The organism is Aliidiomarina quisquiliarum (assembly GCF_023922585.1).
Lineage (GTDB): Bacteria > Pseudomonadota > Gammaproteobacteria > Enterobacterales > Alteromonadaceae > Aliidiomarina > Aliidiomarina quisquiliarum.
In genome coordinates this window covers 1-20,243 of record NZ_JAMFTN010000004.1, presented here as the reverse complement: position 1 = coordinate 20,243, position 20,243 = coordinate 1, and the positions used below count along the sequence as shown (strand labels likewise).

The 20,243-nt window shown below is 43.4% G+C and carries 20 protein-coding genes and 2 rRNA genes; 1 reads left to right on the top strand and 21 read right to left on the bottom strand.

What is annotated here, in order from left to right; translation table 11 throughout:
* Positions 1 to 96 precede the first annotated feature (96 nt).
* The 19 genes from M1L23_RS00335 to pseF all read right to left on the bottom strand — a co-directional run bounded on the left by M1L23_RS00335 (position 97) and on the right by pseF (position 18,813).
* Complete coding sequence (locus M1L23_RS00335) at positions 97 to 507, bottom strand: hypothetical protein (RefSeq protein WP_252624940.1); 411 nt, start codon at positions 505 to 507, stop codon at positions 97 to 99.
* Between the two features lie 89 nt (positions 508 to 596).
* The gene (locus M1L23_RS00330) at positions 597 to 1,796 is read right to left on the bottom strand and encodes a glycosyltransferase family 2 protein (protein ID WP_252624939.1); all 1,200 of its coding nucleotides are present in this window, start codon (positions 1,794 to 1,796) and stop codon (positions 597 to 599) included.
* A 109-nt stretch (positions 1,797 to 1,905) separates the two neighbouring features.
* Positions 1,906 to 2,523, bottom strand: a complete 618-nt coding sequence (locus M1L23_RS00325) for a CatB-related O-acetyltransferase (RefSeq protein WP_252624938.1) — start codon at positions 2,521 to 2,523, stop codon at positions 1,906 to 1,908.
* On the bottom strand, positions 2,513 to 3,913 hold the full coding sequence (locus tag M1L23_RS00320; protein ID WP_252624937.1) for an MmgE/PrpD family protein: 1,401 nt from the start codon (positions 3,911 to 3,913) through the stop codon (positions 2,513 to 2,515). Before M1L23_RS00320 ends, M1L23_RS00325 begins: the two co-directional genes overlap by 11 nt.
* Positions 3,914 to 5,020, bottom strand: a complete 1,107-nt coding sequence (locus M1L23_RS00315; protein ID WP_252624936.1) for an ATP-grasp domain-containing protein — start codon at positions 5,018 to 5,020, stop codon at positions 3,914 to 3,916. It abuts the gene before it with no gap.
* Positions 5,021 to 5,058: 38 nt separating this feature from the next.
* The gene (locus tag M1L23_RS00310; RefSeq protein ID WP_252624935.1) at positions 5,059 to 5,436 is read right to left on the bottom strand and encodes a DegT/DnrJ/EryC1/StrS family aminotransferase; all 378 of its coding nucleotides are present in this window, start codon (positions 5,434 to 5,436) and stop codon (positions 5,059 to 5,061) included.
* 334 nt (positions 5,437 to 5,770) lie between these two features.
* The gene (locus M1L23_RS00305) at positions 5,771 to 6,907 is read right to left on the bottom strand and encodes a DegT/DnrJ/EryC1/StrS family aminotransferase (protein WP_252624934.1); all 1,137 of its coding nucleotides are present in this window, start codon (positions 6,905 to 6,907) and stop codon (positions 5,771 to 5,773) included.
* Positions 6,897 to 7,778 carry a glucose-1-phosphate thymidylyltransferase RfbA gene (rfbA, locus tag M1L23_RS00300; RefSeq protein WP_252624933.1) on the bottom strand — a complete coding sequence of 294 codons (882 nt, stop codon included), beginning with the start codon at positions 7,776 to 7,778 and terminating at the stop codon, positions 6,897 to 6,899. The genes M1L23_RS00305 and rfbA overlap by 11 nt, the downstream gene beginning before the upstream one ends.
* The gene (rfbB, locus tag M1L23_RS00295; RefSeq protein WP_252624932.1) at positions 7,775 to 8,848 is read right to left on the bottom strand and encodes a dTDP-glucose 4,6-dehydratase; all 1,074 of its coding nucleotides are present in this window, start codon (positions 8,846 to 8,848) and stop codon (positions 7,775 to 7,777) included. The genes rfbA and rfbB overlap by 4 nt, the downstream gene beginning before the upstream one ends.
* A gap of 177 nt (positions 8,849 to 9,025) precedes the next feature.
* Positions 9,026 to 10,582, bottom strand: coding sequence for a peptide MFS transporter (locus M1L23_RS00290; protein ID WP_252624931.1), 1,557 nt, complete (start codon positions 10,580 to 10,582; stop codon positions 9,026 to 9,028).
* An 80-nt stretch (positions 10,583 to 10,662) separates the two neighbouring features.
* Entirely contained in the window at positions 10,663 to 11,832 is a 1,170-nt protein-coding gene (locus M1L23_RS00285; protein WP_252624930.1) for an acyl-CoA reductase, read from the bottom strand.
* Entirely contained in the window at positions 11,829 to 12,941 is a 1,113-nt protein-coding gene (locus M1L23_RS00280; protein ID WP_252624929.1) for a LuxE/PaaK family acyltransferase, read from the bottom strand. The genes M1L23_RS00285 and M1L23_RS00280 overlap by 4 nt, the downstream gene beginning before the upstream one ends.
* A gap of 3 nt (positions 12,942 to 12,944) precedes the next feature.
* Positions 12,945 to 14,384, bottom strand: coding sequence for an AMP-binding protein (locus tag M1L23_RS00275; RefSeq protein ID WP_252624928.1), 1,440 nt, complete (start codon positions 14,382 to 14,384; stop codon positions 12,945 to 12,947).
* Complete coding sequence (locus tag M1L23_RS00270; protein ID WP_338021811.1) at positions 14,368 to 14,607, bottom strand: acyl carrier protein; 240 nt, start codon at positions 14,605 to 14,607, stop codon at positions 14,368 to 14,370. Before M1L23_RS00270 ends, M1L23_RS00275 begins: the two co-directional genes overlap by 17 nt.
* 23 nt (positions 14,608 to 14,630) lie before the next feature.
* Entirely contained in the window at positions 14,631 to 15,383 is a 753-nt protein-coding gene (locus tag M1L23_RS00265) for an SDR family NAD(P)-dependent oxidoreductase (RefSeq protein ID WP_252624927.1), read from the bottom strand.
* An 18-nt stretch (positions 15,384 to 15,401) separates the two neighbouring features.
* Positions 15,402 to 15,962 (bottom strand): UDP-4-amino-4,6-dideoxy-N-acetyl-beta-L-altrosamine N-acetyltransferase, encoded by a 561-nt coding sequence (gene pseH / locus M1L23_RS00260; RefSeq protein ID WP_252624926.1) that lies wholly within the window; start codon positions 15,960 to 15,962, stop codon positions 15,402 to 15,404.
* A 2-nt stretch (positions 15,963 to 15,964) separates the two neighbouring features.
* Complete coding sequence (gene pseI, locus M1L23_RS00255; protein ID WP_252624925.1) at positions 15,965 to 17,005, bottom strand: pseudaminic acid synthase; 1,041 nt, start codon at positions 17,003 to 17,005, stop codon at positions 15,965 to 15,967.
* 15 nt (positions 17,006 to 17,020) lie between these two features.
* The gene (gene pseG, locus M1L23_RS00250; RefSeq protein WP_252624924.1) at positions 17,021 to 18,115 is read right to left on the bottom strand and encodes a UDP-2,4-diacetamido-2,4,6-trideoxy-beta-L-altropyranose hydrolase; all 1,095 of its coding nucleotides are present in this window, start codon (positions 18,113 to 18,115) and stop codon (positions 17,021 to 17,023) included.
* On the bottom strand, positions 18,115 to 18,813 hold the full coding sequence (gene pseF, locus M1L23_RS00245; protein WP_252624923.1) for a pseudaminic acid cytidylyltransferase: 699 nt from the start codon (positions 18,811 to 18,813) through the stop codon (positions 18,115 to 18,117). The genes pseG and pseF overlap by 1 nt, the downstream gene beginning before the upstream one ends.
* A gap of 363 nt (positions 18,814 to 19,176) precedes the next feature.
* On the opposite strand from pseF, the gene M1L23_RS00240 reads away from it, so the two are divergent.
* A complete protein-coding gene (locus M1L23_RS00240; protein ID WP_252624922.1) occupies positions 19,177 to 19,659 on the top strand; it encodes a hypothetical protein in 483 nt (160 codons plus the stop codon).
* A 242-nt stretch (positions 19,660 to 19,901) separates the two neighbouring features.
* Here M1L23_RS00240 and rrf read toward each other — a convergent pair.
* Positions 19,902 to 20,017 (bottom strand): 5S ribosomal RNA (gene rrf / locus M1L23_RS00235).
* Between the two features lie 134 nt (positions 20,018 to 20,151).
* Positions 20,152 to 20,243 (bottom strand): 23S ribosomal RNA (locus M1L23_RS00230); the annotation flags it as partial.

The following is a 20,243-nucleotide window of genomic DNA, read 5'->3' as shown; positions in this document are numbered from 1 at the left end:
TGTCCACTAGTTGCTCCTGAGTTAGCATGTTAGGCCGCCTTGTCTTATTGAAAAGTGCGGCTATGATGCCTCAGGTGGATCACTTTTAAACCGTTGTCAGTGGATCAATTTTACTCCGTTGGTAACAGAGTTATCAATAAAGCAAAATACTTTACCTATGCCTAGTGTATAGAATAACTTTTTAGATATATCATTTACACCAAACAAAGCAATGCCAGTTTTAGCTTCAAGTTGTTCCACAATTTCATTGATCCTGTTATTAGCCTCCACCTTAAACCAATGAATCGGATTGGAGAAGTAAAAATCCTGACCTCTGGTCATTATAAAATAGAAATATTCGAGAGCGCGGTTCCTATTAGGTTTTGGTAATTCTTTTGCAGATGCCAGTATGTTTATTATTTCTTCGATTGAAGAAACAACAGGGATAATATCTAGACTCTCATACAGCGCACGTCCGAGTAGAAGAGTTGGTGTACCTATCAAAGCGCACTTAACGAGCTGTATCACGAACAACATACCTCCTGAATTCAGGCTTAATAAAATTCATAGCAAGTTAAAAATGTAATTTAACATCACACTTCCGTAGTAAAATCCTGTCAACCATAAATCTCAAATCTAATTTTTTTTGTTTTATACATTTCAAAATTTTTGAAGTTATCTAACACATCATCCTCGCGGCCAATAAGGCTGATTATAACTGAATCGAAATCTAATTGACTTATTTCTAAAATCGAATAAACAGGGACATCGGAGTTTTTAATACAATCTCGATCTACAAATCCTATCACATTATCTTTTAAAAGAGAGTGGATATATTTACCAAGGGTCCCGTTGCCGTATATCAAGTATTTAGAGCGTCCATCAGCCAATGCTTGAGCCCATTTCGTAATCGATGAGAACTCTGAGTAAAATGAATCATATCGAAACTTTAAATATTCCTTTTTGGAAATTAAATTTAATGTGCATTTTTTGTATTTCTCAAAGAAGATATCGGCATAATTAACTTGGCCTATTCTTTTATAATATCGGTATATCCAAAAATATGTTTGAATACTATTTTCAAGTTTTTCTTCTTGATTTAAAGAAGACCAAACACCACCTGGGTGCGCTCTGTAAGCGGAAGGCACGATATCTGTATGGAAATAACTGCCACCATAATTACCAATCAGCGAAGTCAAAAATGTGTCACCATTCATCACCTTATGGCGTTCAGAAATGAAACCAAAGTTAATATTTCTGTAAACCATATTTAAGGCCAGTAACCAACCATCGCATCGAATAAGCTCATCTGAAGAATAACAGCGATGATGTTTTGGAGGGAGTTTGGATTTCGCCATAAGGTTTCCCTTTTCGTCTACAATCCAAGCATCATGAGAAGAAATTACAATCTCTGGGTGCCGATCCAAATATGAGACTTGTTTCGCTAACTTCGTTGGGTCTCGCCAAAAATCATCCCCCTCACATACTGCGATATATTCTCCCGAACACATTTTCTCTAAGATTGCTGTTGGCTTATTATCTTTCGAGTACTGATTTTCCGTTTGATAAATGGCTCTGAAAATATTTGGGTATTCCTTTTCATATCGCCTAATTATTTCAGCGGTCTTATCCGTCGAAGCATCATCATGTATACATATTTCAATCGGGAAGTCTGTTATTTGGCTTAAAAAGCCAATGATCGCGTCCTCAATAAACCGTTCATGGTTATAAGCTGCGCATCGAATACTCACCTTGATGCTATCAAGATCACCTTTCCAAGAAGACAATATCTCAGCTTCAGATCTAAGATTGCTCATGTCATATCCTCCCAAGAACTCCCGTAAACCATAGACAACCCAGCATAAAATCACTCACACATTTTAGCTATTTAAGTCCGCAGGACTGCTATAAGAAAGAACGAGACCACTAATAGTTCTCATCGTATTTTTTACAGAAACGTTCGATAGATTCTTCACGCAAATCCTGAATTCGTTCACGCATAATCGAATCAGGCCAGTCCCACCAACGGATTCTAAGTAAAGACTCAACAACACTTTCGTCAAATCGCATACGGATTAAGTTTGCTGGCACGCCCCCGACGATAGCGTAAGGAGGAACATTACGAGTCACAACTGCATTTCCTCCAATGATAGCGCCATCCCCAATGATAATATCGGGCATGATGAGAGCTCCCTGTCCTATCCATACATCATTGCCAATCGTCACTCGCTGGCTCTTGCGAAAATCGAACAACGGCTGATCGTTTTCACAAATACCATAATCTTTACTCCGATACGTAAAATTCGCCATAGCAGGTCGCCAGTATGGATGGGTACTTGGGTTTATTCGAACAAAAGGCGCGATAGCACAATACTTTCCTATTTCCGTGTAAATTACTTCAGAATCATGCATCAGGTACGAATAGTCACCTATGACGCTTTCTGTCGCACGTACTCTTTCGTCTAGAAACGTACAAATTCCGAACTCTACAGAATTTACGCGCGCTGACTCACTTATCACAGGCCCATCTTTCTTAAACTTCATTTTTATCTTGCCTCAACGAAAACAGAACGTCATACAAACGCCTTTCTGAATTTGAATCAAAGAGATTTTCGACAAACAGTCGAGCCGCCTTTTCCTCAACACCAGCGTAGGCGGCAGAATTGAGGTATTTCGCGATGACAACATTATCGTCGACTGCATTTTTAGAATGCCCTGGCGGATATACGCACTCTCCTTCGACCTCGCTACCATTTATCATTTCAATAACGACGCGATCAGGTGTCCACGGATCGGTTTTGTCAGTCCAGTGCGGATGAACTTCGAAGGAAACCTTTTCCATTAAGTCGACTACCGGTAGTTCGGAAACGGCTTTATCTTTGAAATGTTTAACTTCAACCGACGAGGAGAATAATGACCTTGCTACGACATAAGGAACGGAGAATTTCCCTTCAAGTCCGCTCTTCGGCGTATCGATTGTTAATATTCCTTTTGCCTTTGGTGTCGCATAACATCGCACTTTCTTAACTTCCCGATAGTCGATGTTATTGTCAATTACTAACCCAAGAACAATGTGAATAATTCTATGAGACAGCGAGCATGAAGGGTAAAGCTTTACGTTAAGACCAGGATCTCTAATTATCAGCTCTCCGAATTTACTGACCAACTTTAGATCGTGCTGCTTAAGTAACGAGTAACCAAGAACAGTAAACCATCCTGTTCGGTGGTCAAAGACATTGGTCGACGCCGAAATTTCATGTTGAGACCATTGAACTGCGTTCACCGCATTTCGAGCAGAAATGCCTAGATGCATGGGTTTTGCCATCGTACCAAAGTTTACAATTAATCCTGCGGGCATGGATGCAGACAATGCCAAAGCGTTTGCACTGACTGTTTTGCTCAACTTTAGTAAATAACAACCCGCTGCCGATGCCGCTACCACTCCAATTGTTGAAGACGGGTGCCACCCTTTTGAGTGCATATTCGGCACCAACGCGGATAGGCGATTAAATACTTCAAGACCCACCGTGTAAGCTGTTGCGAAATGCTTCCAAGAAACATCAATACTCTCGGATAGAGCCCACAAAACAGGAAATAACATAGCCGAAGGATGTGATTGTGTTGCCCCCCCGGTATCATCGAAATCCAAAGCGTGACATGCCGTTGCATTGACTAAGGCTGAGTGCTCTGCTGTCAGTGAAAAGTTCCGATGAATCAAATTCCAAGCCCCAGCGCCCGATCGATTCATTTTAGAGGACTCAGGCACACTATTAAATAACTTAGTCACAACTGGTTCTTGATAAGCAGCGAGCCCAGCCGCAACAGTATCAAGCATCGCTCTCGCGACAAGCGCTAAATCTGAATCTTCCAAAAGATTCTCATGAGCATCGGAACAATATTTCGACAATTGCTCAATAATCGTTAAAGTCATCATTTACCTAGAGTATTTGTTACTCTTCGAAAGAGCGCACACTTGTTCTGGGTAAAGAACACAGCTCTTGAGCGTCTTACCTATTAAAACCTTCGACATTTCTTTATCTGGAACATAAATAGGGAAATCAGCGTCAGGTAAAAGATAATTAATAATTTCACCCAAGTCATCTTGCCCCATCATAAAGCGCGGAAAGGTATTACCATTGGTTCGCATATTCATTTCTTGAGCTTTCCAGTGCCCATAGCGATCGTGTCTAAATTGAACGGTTATTGGGCCATAACCACCCTCTGTATATATTGCTCGTAGAAATTGCGCCGTAATCCGTTCGAGCTCTTTATCCTCTACGCGTTTAAAACCGATGGTTACACCGGAATCGTGCTCATTTCGACTGATAAAAATATCGTCAAACGTTCCGTCGGGATGAATAATGGCATGACAAGAATGATGGTGAATATTCGGTGCATGGGCAAATAGTGGAATAAGATGCTCCATACTATGAAAGTACTCAGTAAGGGCTTCGCCATCACCGAGATACTCTTGAAACATATACCCTTGCAGCCTTGACGCAACGGCCAACTCGTCCATATTACGGACGAAAAAAACTCCTTTTGAGGCATACCCTTGGATTGGCTTAGCTATTAATGGGAACGAATTTTTCTCAGCAAAACATTTAAGCCCTGTCAGATAATCAGAGTCGTCAGACAGAAAGGTTTCCGCAAATGGTAAATTATGCTTTTGACAAAACTCGAACGTTTTTATTTTGTTGAGTGCGGTTTCAAGTGAACTCATCGTGCCATATGGCAGCCTTGCATCTGAACCTAAGTCTCGAACAATTTGAGTCACTCTAAATGTATCTTCATCTCGACCACTGAGGATAACGTCTGGCTTTTCTACTGTCAGAATATTCGTAAAATCAGCTTCAAACTGTTCTGTTGCTGTGTTCCCCACCAAATAAACACGTTCACACCGAAAGTTCTGGGGACTAGCCGCCACGCTATTGGTACCAATAACTTCGACACGAGATCTTCGAGAGAACGAAGAAAACTCAAGAACATCTAAGATATTTTGGCCAACTAAACTGCCGACGCTCGTTATCAATATTTTCATAAATTCCCTTCTTCAAGTAACGTGCTAATTGCTAGGGTTTAGTCAACGATATCACTAATAACACTACAAACCTCATCAACTATCTCTTCGTCCAACCCGTAGAAAATAGGTAAACACAAAATACGAGAAGCTACATCTCTGGAAACCGCGCACTCAACCTTAGCCCCAAAATACTCAACGGTATCTAGGGACGGATAAAAGTAACGTCGCACGGTAATCCCCTTTTCCTTTAGTGTGAGATATGCTTTTTCTGCCTGCTCTTCAGAAGGTAGTAATACTGGTACGTACGCATAGTTTAATGACACTCCTGTTGACATAACTTGGAATGTCACAACATCTTTCAGTTTTTCTCTGTACTGCAAAAATTGTCGTTTACGACTCTCAATATTTCCTTCCATTTCATCTAGAACTGCCAAACCCATCGCAGTGTACTGGTCAAGCCCAAGTGGACACGTTTAATTGATAATTTTCATACTCAACCGGAGTCACATCACCATAGACTTCAAGTGTAAAAATGTACGTTCTAGAATCTTGTCTACTACAGATCTTGTTGCCGGCATATACAAGGTGCCGCCTAAACAATATTGTAACAAGCTTTTATCTGATAGTTTATTAAAGCTGGCTGGTTCACGTTCAAATAAAAAGAATTCATTATGTTTATTATGTTGCATAAATCAAGCCATTCTCAGTGAAGTTAAATGCAAATTGACTCTATTTAAACTAGGATGAATAATTAAAAAAATCATAAAATCAGTTCCTACAATTTAGAATTACCGCGCGCACAATGTTACTAATGCGTTCTATTACTGAATTTTCTAGCTCCGCATACATGGGCAAACATAGGATTCTTGATGCAATATCACGAGAAGTAAGGCAGTGAGATTCCGATTCAAGGTAATCAACCGTATCCAGTGATGGGTAAAAATACCTCCTGCTAGAAACCCCATTTTCTCTAAGCGCCGACGCCACCTCTAAAGCCTCACGTTCAGTTGAAAGAAGTATGGGGAAATAAGCATAGTTTTGGTCAACTCTCGATTCAACAGCCTGAAAAATGACAAGTCCTTCCAACCTTTCCATATAACATTGATGTACTCGAGCTCTATTTTTCAAGTTCAATTCAATTTCATCTAAGACACAAAGTCCCATTGCAGCCTGAAACTCATTTAGTTTCGCATTAATTCCCAAGCCATTAATTTCATCAGGTCTAGAGATTCCGAAATTAATCAAGAGTTTTGCTCGATCTAAAGCTTCTTTATCTTTAAATACGATCGCCCCCCCTTCTATTGTATGAAATAGTTTCGTCGCATGAAAACTGAGAGTAGATGCATCGCCCCAGTGCAAAACACTGCGTTTTTCAAAGTTAACACCAAAAGCGTGAGATGCGTCATAAATAACTTTCAAATTTTTAGAGGTAGCCATGTCATGTATTGCTTCAACATCACAAGGATTGCCAAACACATGAACAGGTAAAATAGCTTGCGTATTTCTCGTACAAACCTTAGAAATTTCATCTGGTGATATACACCAACTTTTTTTATCGATGTCTCCAAACTGTACATTAGCCCCTTCCCAGTATGGAGCGCTTGCTGTAGCTATAAATGTGAAGGGACTCGTAACAACCTCGGGAAAAGGCTTGATATTACGCTCTGTCACCCCTAAAGCTCGAAGAGCTATCTGAATTGCTAAAGTTCCGTTTGCAACTAAAAGCAAATGCTTAACCCCTAGAAACTTACATAGCCGACTCTCCAGCTCCTGAGCAAGCTCACCATGGTTGGTAAGCCAAGCGCGTTCATAAATCCCCGAAATATACGTATCCAATTTTCTACGTTCCGGCAAGTAAGGACGGGACACTGGAATCATATTGGGGGTGTTGTTTTTATTTATCATTCAAAATACTTAATAAATACTGACCATAAGTGTTTTTTCTCATTTTCCTACCTAATTGCTCAATAGAGCTCCGACACATCCAACCTTGATTAAAAGCTATCTCTTCCAAACAGGCAATTTTGAATCCTTGACGCTTTTCAACAATCTCAACAAATTGAGCTGCTTCCAACAAGCTTTCATGGGTACCCGTATCAAGCCAAGCAAAGCCTCGGCCAAGTAATTCAACATCCAAATCATCACGCTCGAGATACGCTTGATTCACACTCGTAATTTCTAGCTCACCGCGTTCAGAAGGTTTAACCTTTTTTGCTATTTGCACCACATCGTTGTCGTAAAAATAAAGCCCTGTTACTGCGAAGTGTGACTTTGGTTTAACCGGCTTCTCTTCAATTGAAACCGCGCGCCGGTTAGCATCAAACTCCACCACACCGAATCGTTCAGGATCTTTTACTTGGTAACCAAAAATAGTTGCGCCTGTTTTTTTCGCAGCCGCCTTACGCAGCATGGGGCTAAAACCTTGGCCATAAAATATATTATCACCGAGCACTAAACACACATTACTATCGCCTATAAACTTTTCTCCGATAGTAAAAGCTTGAGCTAGGCCATCTGGGCTAGGTTGCTCGGCATAGCTAATAGTAATCCCAAAATCACTACCATCACCAAGCAGTTTCTTAAAGTTCGGTAAGTCTTCTGGCGTTGAAATAATTAGTACATCACGAATACCCGCCAGCATGAGTACAGAGAGCGGGTAATAAATCATAGGTTTGTCGTAAATAGGCAACAACTGTTTCGAGATACCTCGGGTAATCGGATACAACCGCGTGCCTGAACCACCGGCTAAAATAATACCTTTGGTCTCATTGCTCATAATTTAACTCCTAAACGCTCGCGCTGATAGCTGCCGTCTTGTACACGCTGGCACCACTGCGAGTTGTCTAAATACCACTGCACTGTTTTACGAATACCCGACTCGAAAGTTTCTTGTGGTTTCCAGTTCAGCTCTTTTTCTATTTTGCTGGCATCTATGGCGTAACGACGGTCGTGGCCAGGTCGGTCGCTTACATGCGTGATTAACCTTTGATATGAGCCTTCTCTCGGGGCAAGCTCGTCAAGAATGTGGCAAATGGTTTTTACCACATCGATATTTTGTAGTTCGTTATGCCCGCCAATATTATAGGTTTCGCCTACTGTGCCTTCGGTGACTACTTTGTATAGCGCACGAGCATGGTCTTCCACATAGAGCCAGTCGCGAATTTGGTCACCTTCACCATAAATAGGCAGTGGTTTTCCTTCGAGAGCATTCAAAATAACCAAGGGAATCAGTTTTTCTGGGAAATGATAAGGCCCGTAGTTATTCGAGCAGTTGGTAATCACTGTTGGTAGGCCATAGGTACGCAGCCATGCACGCACTAAATGGTCTGAACTGGCTTTACTGGCGGAATAAGGGCTACTTGGCGCATACGTGGTGCTTTCGGTAAATAGGTGCAGGCTCGCGTCTTTGCTATCGCTGGGGTGCGGTAAGTCGCCGTATACTTCGTCGGTACTAATATGATGAAATCGAAAAGCTTCCTTACGCCCAGGCTCAAGTTCATTCCAATAAGCACGAGCCACTTCTAATAAAGTATAAGTACCAACAATATTGGTTTGAATAAACTCAGCAGGTCCATCAATTGACCTATCTACATGGCTTTCAGCGGACAGGTGCATCACAGCGTCTGGCTGATGCTGCTCAAATACGCGGTTAAGCTCTGCAGCATCGCAAATATCAACTTGCTCAAAGCTATAACGCTCGCTGTCGCTCACGCCTATTAACGACTCTAAGTTACCCGCGTAAGTCAGCTTATCGAGGTTCACCACAGTATCGTTTGTGTGTTTAATAATATAACGAATAACAGCAGAGCCGATAAAGCCAGCACCGCCGGTAATTAGTAACTTCATTTTGGCCCTTATTTTTATACGCTACCGTCCTTGGAGCGTACCCTAAAAGCGTGTATGCCTACATAGCTTATCGGCAAAGAGCAGGAAAACAAAAGCTTATCGGTGAAGAATTTAATTAACAAAAAGCCCTATGCCAAAAGTTTGACACAGGGCTTACAAAAATATGGCGTTCAGTGTTTAATGCACACCGTGCATGCGTTTTCTCAGCCAAGGGCTAATCACAAGCATAAACACACCAAAACCAACCCCAACGTAGCACAAGAAGGTGAATAGTTCGGTGTAGCCGGCCAGTGCGGTGCTAACATTAATTACTTCGCCTGAAGGTACATCTATAGCAGCTAGTTTCGCTAGTTGTACAGCAAGTAGCTCTGAGTATGCGGTGGCTAGGAACCAAGCGCCCATCATTACTCCAACCACTTTAGGTACGGCTAGCTTTGTTACTGCCGAAAGTCCTACGGGCGACAAGCATAATTCGCCCATGGTGTGTAGGGCGTAAGCTAGAATCATCCACCAAGCGGCAACGTAACCAGCTTCGTTCGGGAACATAGCGCCCACAACCAAGGCTCCAAAGCCTAAACCAGCTTGAATAATACCTAAGGCAAACTTTACTGGGGTACTTGGCTCCAAATTTCGCTTAGCAAGGAACATCCACAACCAGGCGAACAATGGTGCAAGAGTGATAATAAAGAACGCATTTAATGAACCAAACTGACCTGCGGTAGCGGTGAAACCTAATACGTTACGGTCCATCACGCGGTCGGCGTATAGGGTCATTGACGATGCCGACTGCTCAAACAGTGCCCAGAAAACCACCGTCGACACGGTCAGCACAATTAATACGGTCATGCGGTCGCGCTCTTCTTTGTCGCATTGGGTAACCATAAACCAAATAATGCCAGCCAACACAAGAAACGATAAGCCCAGCAATGCGTTATGCACGATTGGGTTGTACTGCACCAGCTGCCACATAATAACAAGCGCGGGTATAGTGCATAAATAGATCATCCATTCGCGGTTAATACCTGCAAATACTTTTTCTTTTAAGGCATCAGGGTTTGAAGGCTCTGCGTAGCCATATAAGTATTTTTGCCCAGTTAAAAATATAATAAGGCCCAGCACCATACCTATACCAGCTAAACCAAAGCCATAACCCCAACCGTATACTTCACCAATGTAAGTAACCGATATAGTGGCAATAAACGAGCCGAGGTTAATGCCCATATAGAAAATGGTGAAGCCGGAGTCGCGGCGGGCATCATCTTTACCATAGAGCTGACCAACAATGGTAGAAATGTTTGGCTTTAAAAAACCAACTCCCATAATAATGAGTGCCAGTGAGAAATAAAACACTTGAATGGCGCCGGTATCTTGAACCACAACACCGTCTTGTACATAAGCTTGAAGGCCTTCATAGGCTAGACCTAAGTGACCCAAACAAAGTAACACCGCACCAAAAGTAACGGCTTTACGCATACCTAAATAACGGTCGGCTAACATACCGCCAATAACCGGCATGGCATACACTAAACCAGCGTAGCTCCCTAATACGTTTAGCCCACCGGCGTCGCTAAATAAGTGATACTTTGTTAAATATAACAAGAGTAAATACTTCATACCGTAAAATGAAAAGCGTTCCCACATTTCGGTAAGAAAGCACACATAAAGCCCGATTGGGTGGCCAAGAAATTGTGGTTGGCTGTCTAGCGTTGTCGCTATGTTATTAGTATCTGTCATGAGTTATCCAATTTTATTAAAATAATTTTTAGCCTTTAATCTGTAGGAAATGACCTAGTATTATGCTCGGCTACGCATTTTTATGTTTCTCTGGAAAACGCTCTGATTAAATCCACGCCGTCCCAAATTACATTAAAGTCTAACGCTGTGCCTATGGCTACGGCGCGGTCAATACCAACTAAACAGGTACTGAGCCAGCAATTTACGTCCACTTCGCTCATTCCCCAATATGACATGGTTTGATGCTGCGGCGTTAGTTGTGAATTAAGTTCACTCAGTTCATTTATATGCAGTTCGACAAATATGCCGCAGCCTTGATGTGCACTAAGAAGTGAGTGATGCAAATGGGAGCCTTCCAATCGTATGTAGCCTCCGCTCGTTTGCACTTGACTCACGACACCGGACATCACGAGATTTTGTGCATTATTTAGAGCGCGATAGTGCTCACTCTCTGTAAGTGGGTACTTACCTTGACCTTGCTCAGTATTTAAAAAAGTACTAAGCGCCTGCCAAAACAACTGCTGCGCTTGAGCTTTTTTAGCTGGTTTACCAAGCCAAATTACCACCTTTGCCGACGAACATGCTTGTTGTGCAAAGGTTAGGTTATCGCGGGCGAAGTTACTTGCTAGTTGCGCTAGCTCATTGGGCTTAGCATGAATAACGGCTTCTATATCAAGTACGGCAAAGGACAGTTTATTGGCGAAAGTAAATTCTCTGGCATGCGCCGGAATGACTCGTTGGCGTAGTGCCTGTATACCTTCGTTTGAGCCCCATAGCACGCGGCCGTCTACCTGCTGTTGCAGTTCAATAAGTTCAGCAGCGTCGCGTGGGCTACGGATAATTTGAAAGCGGGCGCTCACATCGGGGTGGCTTGCTGTTAAGCTTTGCAGTAAATCGCATAACACATCAGCACTACCGCCGGCTTTATTGGAAAGGCGTATGGTATTTAAATTCCCACAAAGCACACTTAAAATGCCTGAATACACAAATAGGCTGTCCACATTACCTGGGGCCGCATGAAATACATGGCCTAAGGGGCGTAGTTTAAGCTTTCGGTACGGGGTTAATATTCGCTCTAGGCTTGCTGGACGCAACCAATAACCGAGCGCCATTAAGTCGGAATACTCACGTGCAGCGGGCTCTTGCAGTAAGGCTTGCGATAACGTTTTACAGTATTCTATTGCTTGTGGGTCAGCAAAAGGAGCTAATTGGCCCTGTACAGAAACTGGGTTTACTACTTCAACAGTCATTGGCCCGCTCCTTTATTTACTAAGGTATCACCATTTTCAAAGGGCTTATTGTCCTCAAAAGTATCGCTGCAGCCCCGAGCTTCTACTTTAGCCATACGGCCAAGCACTTCAAAATATTTACCTTTACGCCCACAGGCACAGTTGTCTTCACCTAATATACGCCCCCTGTCTTCCGTTAACAGGCTATGCCCAGGGTAGCTTTTTGGTAGTAACGACAGAACTTGTAACACCCCTGCTTCTCCTGTCGGCATAACCTGCCAACTGCCGGGCGTACGCACTAAAACATCGGCATAGGACGGGCAATGTAAATGTCCTTCTTCGCAAGCAACAAAAATAGAGCCCACTTGCTCCACCATGCCATAAAAATTATGCACCCGTATTTGGCCAAGTAGCTCTTGCGCCGTGGCATTAAAGGTTCTCGCACTAACGGCTTCGTCTTCCAACTTTTTCCAACCGCCGCTATGAATAAGCACCGCGTTGGCAAAATTAAGTTTTAAATTATGCTCTTTTAACGCCTGTAAACCGAACTTCCACACCATAAAAGTAAAGCCAAACATAAATACAGGCTCTGTGCCGAAGCAATTAAAGAAATCGGTAATCGCAGGTACATTAAGCGACATATCGTCGTTCAAAGCATAAGTATGATGGCGGCCTAAAAATGACAGACCTTGAATGCCGGCGCCACGGGCTGAAAAAGAGTCTCTACTTTGAATCACACTGGGGCTGTCCCAAATAAGCATGGGTAAACGTTGCTTACCTAACCACTCCTGCATTATTTTCACCAACACCCGGCTTTGTAGTTTTGCCGTATCTGCGTCTAAATAAATGCGTGAAGGAACGGTGCCGGTGGTGCCCGACGAAGTAAGCACCTTGGAAATATCAGCCTCAGGAATACTGGTTAACTGGCGCTGCTTAAATAATGGCACCGTTAGAAAGGGCACATCGCTAAGTTGCGTGTAGGGTAAGGCTTGGTTAGCAAAAAGCCGTTGGTAAGGTAAGCAGTGCTGTTGATGGTGCTGGGTGAGCGCTTGCAAGCCCTGTAGTAACAACGGCGTTTTATCTGCGGCAGCAACGCCATAAGGTGAAGCATCAAGCAAATTAGTAGGCATAGGTTACTCCTGCTCCTGTAAACACTGCTGTAATAATGCCGAGTAGTTTACTTTGCCGCTGCTTAAGTAAGGCACTGCTTCTAGCTGCACTTTAGCCCATAGGCTAGGGTGTAAATGTAAATGTTCAGTGGCAAGTTGTTGAATAAGTTCGGCAGCTTTTGGGTTCCCTTCCCCGCCCACTATAGCAAAGAACAGCTGGTCATCTTGCCCGCAGCAATATACCTCTACGTCTTGTTCTTTTAATGTTTGCTCTAAGTGATCAAGCTGTATGCGTTTGCCTCTCATTTTAATAAAGCGCGACAAGCGCCCAGTTATTTTTACCAAACCTTGTTCTGTCCAACAGGCTATATCGCCTGTGGCTAAAACTTGAGCTACTTCCGGTGGCTGCAGCCAGTCAGCATGTGATTCGGCATAACCCAACATAACATTGTCGCCAAAATACCAAAGCTCGCCTTCTTGCCCTGCTGCTGTAACTTTTTCGTCTGTGTCTAAATTTCGAATTTCAAAACGCCCACCAGGAATAGCTTGGCCAATTACATCTGGGTATTTACTTATTAATTCTGGCGGCGTAAAGGCCATACGGGCGGTGGCTTCTGTTTGTCCGTACATCACAAAGAACTGCCAGCCTTTTTCTGCCGCTAGATTGGCAAAATGCGACACAGCTTGGGCGTTTAATTTTCCACCGGCTTGGGTTAAATAGCGCATTGCTGGCAGTTCCATGCGCTCAATACGCAGCATTTGTAACATTTGATAATGAAATGGCACGCCGGCAAGCGAACTAACGTTATGGCTACGTACCAGCTGCCAAAACTCCCGCGACATCAACGGTTGCTCAGTTAAAACCATTGCGGCACCTAAAGCCAAGTGAGTATTTAATACCGACAGCCCATAACTATAATGTAGCGGTAACGTGGTAATGGCCACGTCTGTGGGCTGTATAGGCAGGTATTGAGTAATAGATATAGTGTTAGCCCGCAGGTTATCTGCACTTAACATAACTGCTTTGGGGCTGCCCGAGCTTCCTGAAGTACTCAGCATAAGCGCAACAGTACCAGTGGTTGGCCAATGACAGTTGCTACGCAGCTGTTTTAGCTTACTCGGTTGGTTTTTCTTGGCCGCCGTAAACTCAAAACCAACGCCAAGCTGTTCATACATTTGCATTTTAGCCGCTTGTGCCAATTCAGGATCAACCAACAATAGCGGCACTTGGCTACGCAATGCCGCCAAGTAGATTACAACGGCATCGATGCTGGAAGAAAACAACAACGCTAATAACGCCACATGGTTACTACCGGTGATGCACGTTTGTTTTATCTGTAGTTCTGTCTGCTGTACCCGCTGCTCTAACTCGGCATAACTTAATTGCTCTGTTTCGCCAATAAGTGCAATGCCAGAGAAGCGGCCTAAATCAGTGTAAAAGCTTAGGCTAGCAGTCGATGTCATATTTACGCAGTATTTCTTTGGCTTTAGCGTACGAACTCATATCAATGATGTCGTCCGTGTCGAGCATTACGTCGAATACATCTTCTAGTTCTGCAATTAAAATCATGTGCGCGGTCGAGTCCCATTCTTTAATTGAGTTGTACTCTAAGCTATCGGTTATCACGCTTTCAGGTACCGCTAAGGATTTTACGAACGCCTGCTTTAACTTTTCTGCTGCCATCATGTTGTGTATAAACCTTACAAAAATTAAATAAGCATGCCGCCGTCAACGCCGATCACTTGCCCAGTTACGTAAACCGACAAGTCCGACGCTAAAAACAGCACCGTATCTGCTACGTTACTCGCTGTTCCAACGCGCCCCATAGCAATTGAATTCACTCGCTCTTGATATTTCTCAGGGGTTAATTGCTTCGTCATATCTGTGTCTATAAAACCTGGCGCAACAGCATTCACTCGAACATTTGTCGCTGCTAGCTCCTTCGATAACGACAGCGTAATACCAATGACAGCCGCTTTACTACCGCCATATACTGCTTGGCCCACATTACCTACCCGGCCAATAATAGAAGCAACATTTACTATACTGCCGCCACCACTACGCTGCATTAACCGTGCTGCATATTGGCTACAATAAATTACGCTATGGGTATTCGTTGCGAACGTGTTTTCCACTTGCTGTGGCGTAACCATGCCCACTAAAGCGTCATCGAGAATACCCGCATTATTCACCAGCACATCTAACTTTTTAGTGAGCTTAAATAGTTGTTGAAAACCCTGCTTTACATCGTCGGCTTTGCTTACATCAAACGGCAACGCATGACAGTTTACGCCATACTCTTCACTTAACTCTGCACAAAGTGCATTGAGCTTGTCGCTATCACGACCATTTAAATAAAGTATTGCGCCTGCCGCGGCAAAGCTCTTAGCGCACGCAGCGCCTATGCCGCGGCTGGCTCCAGTAATAAGAACATGTTTATCGGTTAAGTTAATTTCTATCATACAAACCACAACCTACCTTTAATAGCGGATAAACCGCGCAATGGGGTCTCTGGCACTCTTATAATTAGCTTCCTTAAGCTCATAGTGTAAAAGTTGTTTTGGCACATTCGTCATTTCATGGCTAGGCTTTCTTTCATTCACTTGCACATAACCACATTTTTCGTGAAAACGGACGGACGCCTCGTTATCGGTGAAAATTTTGCCATACAATAACGACAGCCCTAGCTCATCAAAAGCATAGTCATTCAAAATAAAGGCCACACAAAAAGGCACAATATTATTCCGATACTGCTGCGGGTATATATACATGCCCGGTTCAGCCGTTCCTTCGCTACGGTTAATATTCACCAGCGAGACAACTCCGATGGGCTCGCCTTTAAACCAAGCCACCCAATAGGCGCGGCTATTGTCATTCACTAAGCCATTAAACCACTTACGCTGCATGTCTGCAGTAATATAGCTTTGATCGAGCATATGTTGAGCAATTTCAGGGCTGTTGCGCCAATTACGAACCATTTCTAGGTCGCTTTCGGTTAGCGTTTTTATAGTTACCCCATAACGCTGAAAATAAGTGCTCATGGTTAAATTAATTCCCAGCGCATAGGTGTACCTTTTTTAGCCGCTTGTTTTATTTTACGGCCAAGCAACACGGGCAAATATTTGGTTGGTAACCCTGCACCAGGGCGAACCGAGCGTAAATTCTTGGCCGTGAGTACCTCGCCTGCTTGCATGTCTTCTGCAATATAAAGTGAGCGTCGGTGTACCCGCGACGCCACTTCCTGTTCAGTGCAACCATAATGCACTATGCCCACCGCGTCATAAGCTCGTGAACATTCGTCTACCAAGCTTTTAAATTCTGCCGGCTCCATAGAAAACTCTGCATCAACGCCACCTTCAGCGCGATCGAGTACAAAATGCTTTTCAATAACACTTGCCCCTAACGCCACTGCGGCAACAGACACGCCTATACCTGTGGTGTGGTCAGAAAGCCCCACTTCACAATTAAATAGTGCTTTTAAATGAGCGATAGTTGCTAGGTTAGCATCACGTGGTCGTGCCGGATATTGGCTGGTACATTTAAGTAATACAAAGTCATCACAACCATTTGCTCTAAGTACTTCCACCGACTCGGCCAGTTCCGCTTGCGTTGCCATGCCCGTTGATAATATTACGGGCTTCCCGGTTTTAGCCACTGCTGCAATCAGACCATGGTCGGTGTTTTCAAAGGAAGCGATTTTATAGCAGGGTACGTCTAAGCTTTCCAAATAATCGACTGCGGTTAAATCAAAGGGCGAGCTAAACGCAATTAAACCTAATTGTTTTGCACGGTTAAATAATGGTTCATGCCACTCCCATGGGGTCATGGCTTTTTCATACAGCTGATACAAAGAGTACCCATGCCAAAGGCTATCTGGATCGCTAATATAAAAATCGCCTTCATGAACATTTAGCGTAATGGTTTCTGGGCTATAGGTTTGTAGCTTTATCGCATCGGCGCCCGCAGCGGCGGCGGCATCAACCATGGCTAATGCATTATCTAGTGACTGATCATGATTACCAGAAAGTTCAGCAATAATAAAAGGCTTATGTTCTGCGCCAATTTTACGACCTGCAATATTCATAATGACTCACTTTGGTTAGCTGTTTGGATTTAACTGTGATTGTTCTAAGCTATCAATAATTCGTGCAACTACCCGCTTGGTACCTTCAGCATCTACTAGCTCAAACGCCCGTTCCGACATGTTAGTCAGTAAGCCTGGCGTTGAAGCTATTCGACACGCTACCTGCGCTAACTTATCGCCTATTTCATTTAGCCGTACAAGCTCGGCGGCTCCGGTAGCAAACAAGGCCTCAGCGGCTAGCTTCTGGTTAGCAGCAAGCTCAATAATAATAGTGGGTAAACCAACAGCACAACGTTCCCATGAAGTAGTGCCGGCAGCGCCTATGGCTAAGTCGGCATTGCGTAATCGCTCTGCCATATTACCTACACCCTGTACTATTTGTATGTTAATTGGTTTGCTAGTTCGCGCTCGTTGTTCAATATCTTCACGGTGCGGGTTTGCTTGACCAAGAATAACCATTATTGACTTTAATGTGGGAATTTCCGCCGCCAATAACGCGGTCAGGCTAAGGCCGCTCGCATTAGGTTGATCCACGCCTCCCATGGTAATCACGATATGCTCTAGGCTTTGTCTTATATTGCTAATTTTACGGGCGGATAGAAACTCTGGACGTAATAAAACATAGTCAAGGCCAGCTAATACTTCGGCACTCGTTAATTTATTATAGTCTGATTTTTTGCGGCCTAAGTTTTGATCTAACAAGAGACTTGCTGAATAATTTCGGTCTGCTAGGTCGTCAATTACTAAAGCCGGCGTGCCTTTAATAACTAAGCTATGCCAATAGCTATCTAAACCATAGTGATCCACTATCCAGAAGTTAGGCTGTTGCTTAATTGCTGCTAAGGTTTGTTTGGCGTCTTCACGTTGTGTGGTACCAAGCCAAGCCCCGTGCTCCGTAGCATACTGATCGTGTGCATTATTTGCAGGCTCTAGTTTAATAACTATAAAGCCTTGTGCAATTAGCCATTGGCATAAGTCGCCTGCTTGGGGCCGAGTATAAAAGCACACTTGGTAACCTTTAGCCACTAACGCATGAGCAAGGGTTGCACAACGCATAACATGGCCAGAGCCCATCGTCATACCGGCATCAACCCGAAAAGCAATGTGCATTACACTACGCCCGTTTGTTGCAATGCGCGCATCATTATCTCCGCTCGAATCCAATCTTCAGGGGTATCAATATCTTGCACTCGGTAGCGCGGTAATACATAAGGTAATGCTGCTGAGTTAAACATACCTTTTTTAGCTAACCAAGACTCGCTACTACCACAATAGAACTGACCAGCATCATGAAACGCTTCCTCCAGATCTTGCGATCGTGCAGGTCCATATTCAGGATTACGCATTTCTGCCCTACCTTGCTCTGTTATACGCAGCGCTCGTTGTATCGGATACGGAAATGAAGTAACAGAGAAAACATAACTTGGCGAATCGCGCTCCAATAGCCGCATAGCGTCTAGTAAAATATCACCGGTCAAAAACGGTGCGGTAGCATATATACAGCACACCTTGTCATATATTTGACCCTGCTCAGCTAATGCTTCAATTGCATGCCTAACAACTGGTGATGTGCCAGTCATGTCGTCACTTAATTCAGCTGGGCGGATAAAAGGAACGGTTGCCCCATATTGTTTTGCCACTGCTGCAATTTCTTGATCATCCGTTGAAACTATCACGTCGTCAAAACAACCAGATAGTTGAGCCGCTTCTATAGACCAAGCCAACATAGGTTTACCACAGAAACTTTTAATGTTTTTACGAGGTATGCGTTTGCTTCCACCTCGAGCAGGAATAACAGCTAAGTTCACTCAGGCATCCTTTATCAACATACTCATCAATAAACTCACGCCATCATACATCGGCAACTAAGTGGTTTCATTGAGTAATTTAAACAGCCCACTCATACTCAAAGCACACATATATGACGACGACTTAAAATAGCATTACCCTAACTCTACTACATTTTAAATAGAGGCTGCTTTTGCTTTATTACACTAAACTTGTAACTACCAACACGCACACAAAAAAAACAAGATAAAATTGGTTTACCTCACCAAGAGGTAACATAACTGTTATACCAAACAAATAAACACATCACCCTTGCCATAAAATTCTTGACTTTTGTTAAAATATCGTTTCTTTATAAAGATAATATTTAAAGGAGACCAAAAATGAAAACTTTATCGCGTTCTTTTTTAATTTTTATACTCTTTGCATTTGTACCGCTGAGTTACGGCGAATCATGTGAGCCTAATTTATCCAATGACGTTAAAAGCGAAATTGATAATTTTGTTCATTTAGGAGAAAGCTTAACGGGTGCAGAGCTTGCCAATAAGCTGTGGCAGATAGGCGAGCTATCCAATGAATATGCGGCGTATATGCAGGGACAATTAAGCCCTGAACAAATGAAACGTATTTATTTATATAATATTGACCGCGAATTAAGCCAAAACCTTGAGCTTAACGATATTCAGCAAGAGTTTTTACAACAGGCAAAGTTAACCACAGCACGCGTGTTTGATGAGACTTGGCACTATCAGCATCCCGAACTCTTAAAATTTGTTGCCGATGGCGAGATTCTTTTGGGCGTGGTGACCTTTAGTCGGGTTTTTGGTGATGTTTACCCTCGCCATATCCTGCAAATAGAAAGGTGATGTTTACCCTCGCCATATCCTGCAAATAGAAAATAGCACTCCTATTTGTAACTGCGCCTATGGTTTTTCTAGAGAATGCCAACACTCACCAAATATGTGTATTAGGCGAGCATGTGATAGAGGCAACATCCGATGTGGTAACTTTGGTGTTACACCCTGTGATGGTGTATGCGCCAATATACAGTAAGCACTTACACCCAAAAAAAAGCCCCTCGCTTTCGCGAAGGGCTGTTTTATTTGAAGCCTGGCGGTGTCCTACTCTCACATGGGGAGACCCCACACTACCATCGGCGCTGACATGTTTCACTTCTGAGTTCGGAATGGATTCAGGTGGTTCCACGTCGCTATGGCCGCCAGACAAATTTGTTAATTCGTGACAAGCTATGTCGATAAAAGATAACGAAGTTCGTTCAACCCAAGTCACTCACCCTTTGGTGTCGTGCTCGCTCTTAAAAATATGACATGTTTCAACCCACACACCTTTGGTGTTGTATGGTTAAGCCGCACGGGCAATTAGTACAGGTTAGCTCAACGCCTTACAGCGCTTCCACACCCTGCCTATCAACGTTGTAGTCTTCAACAAC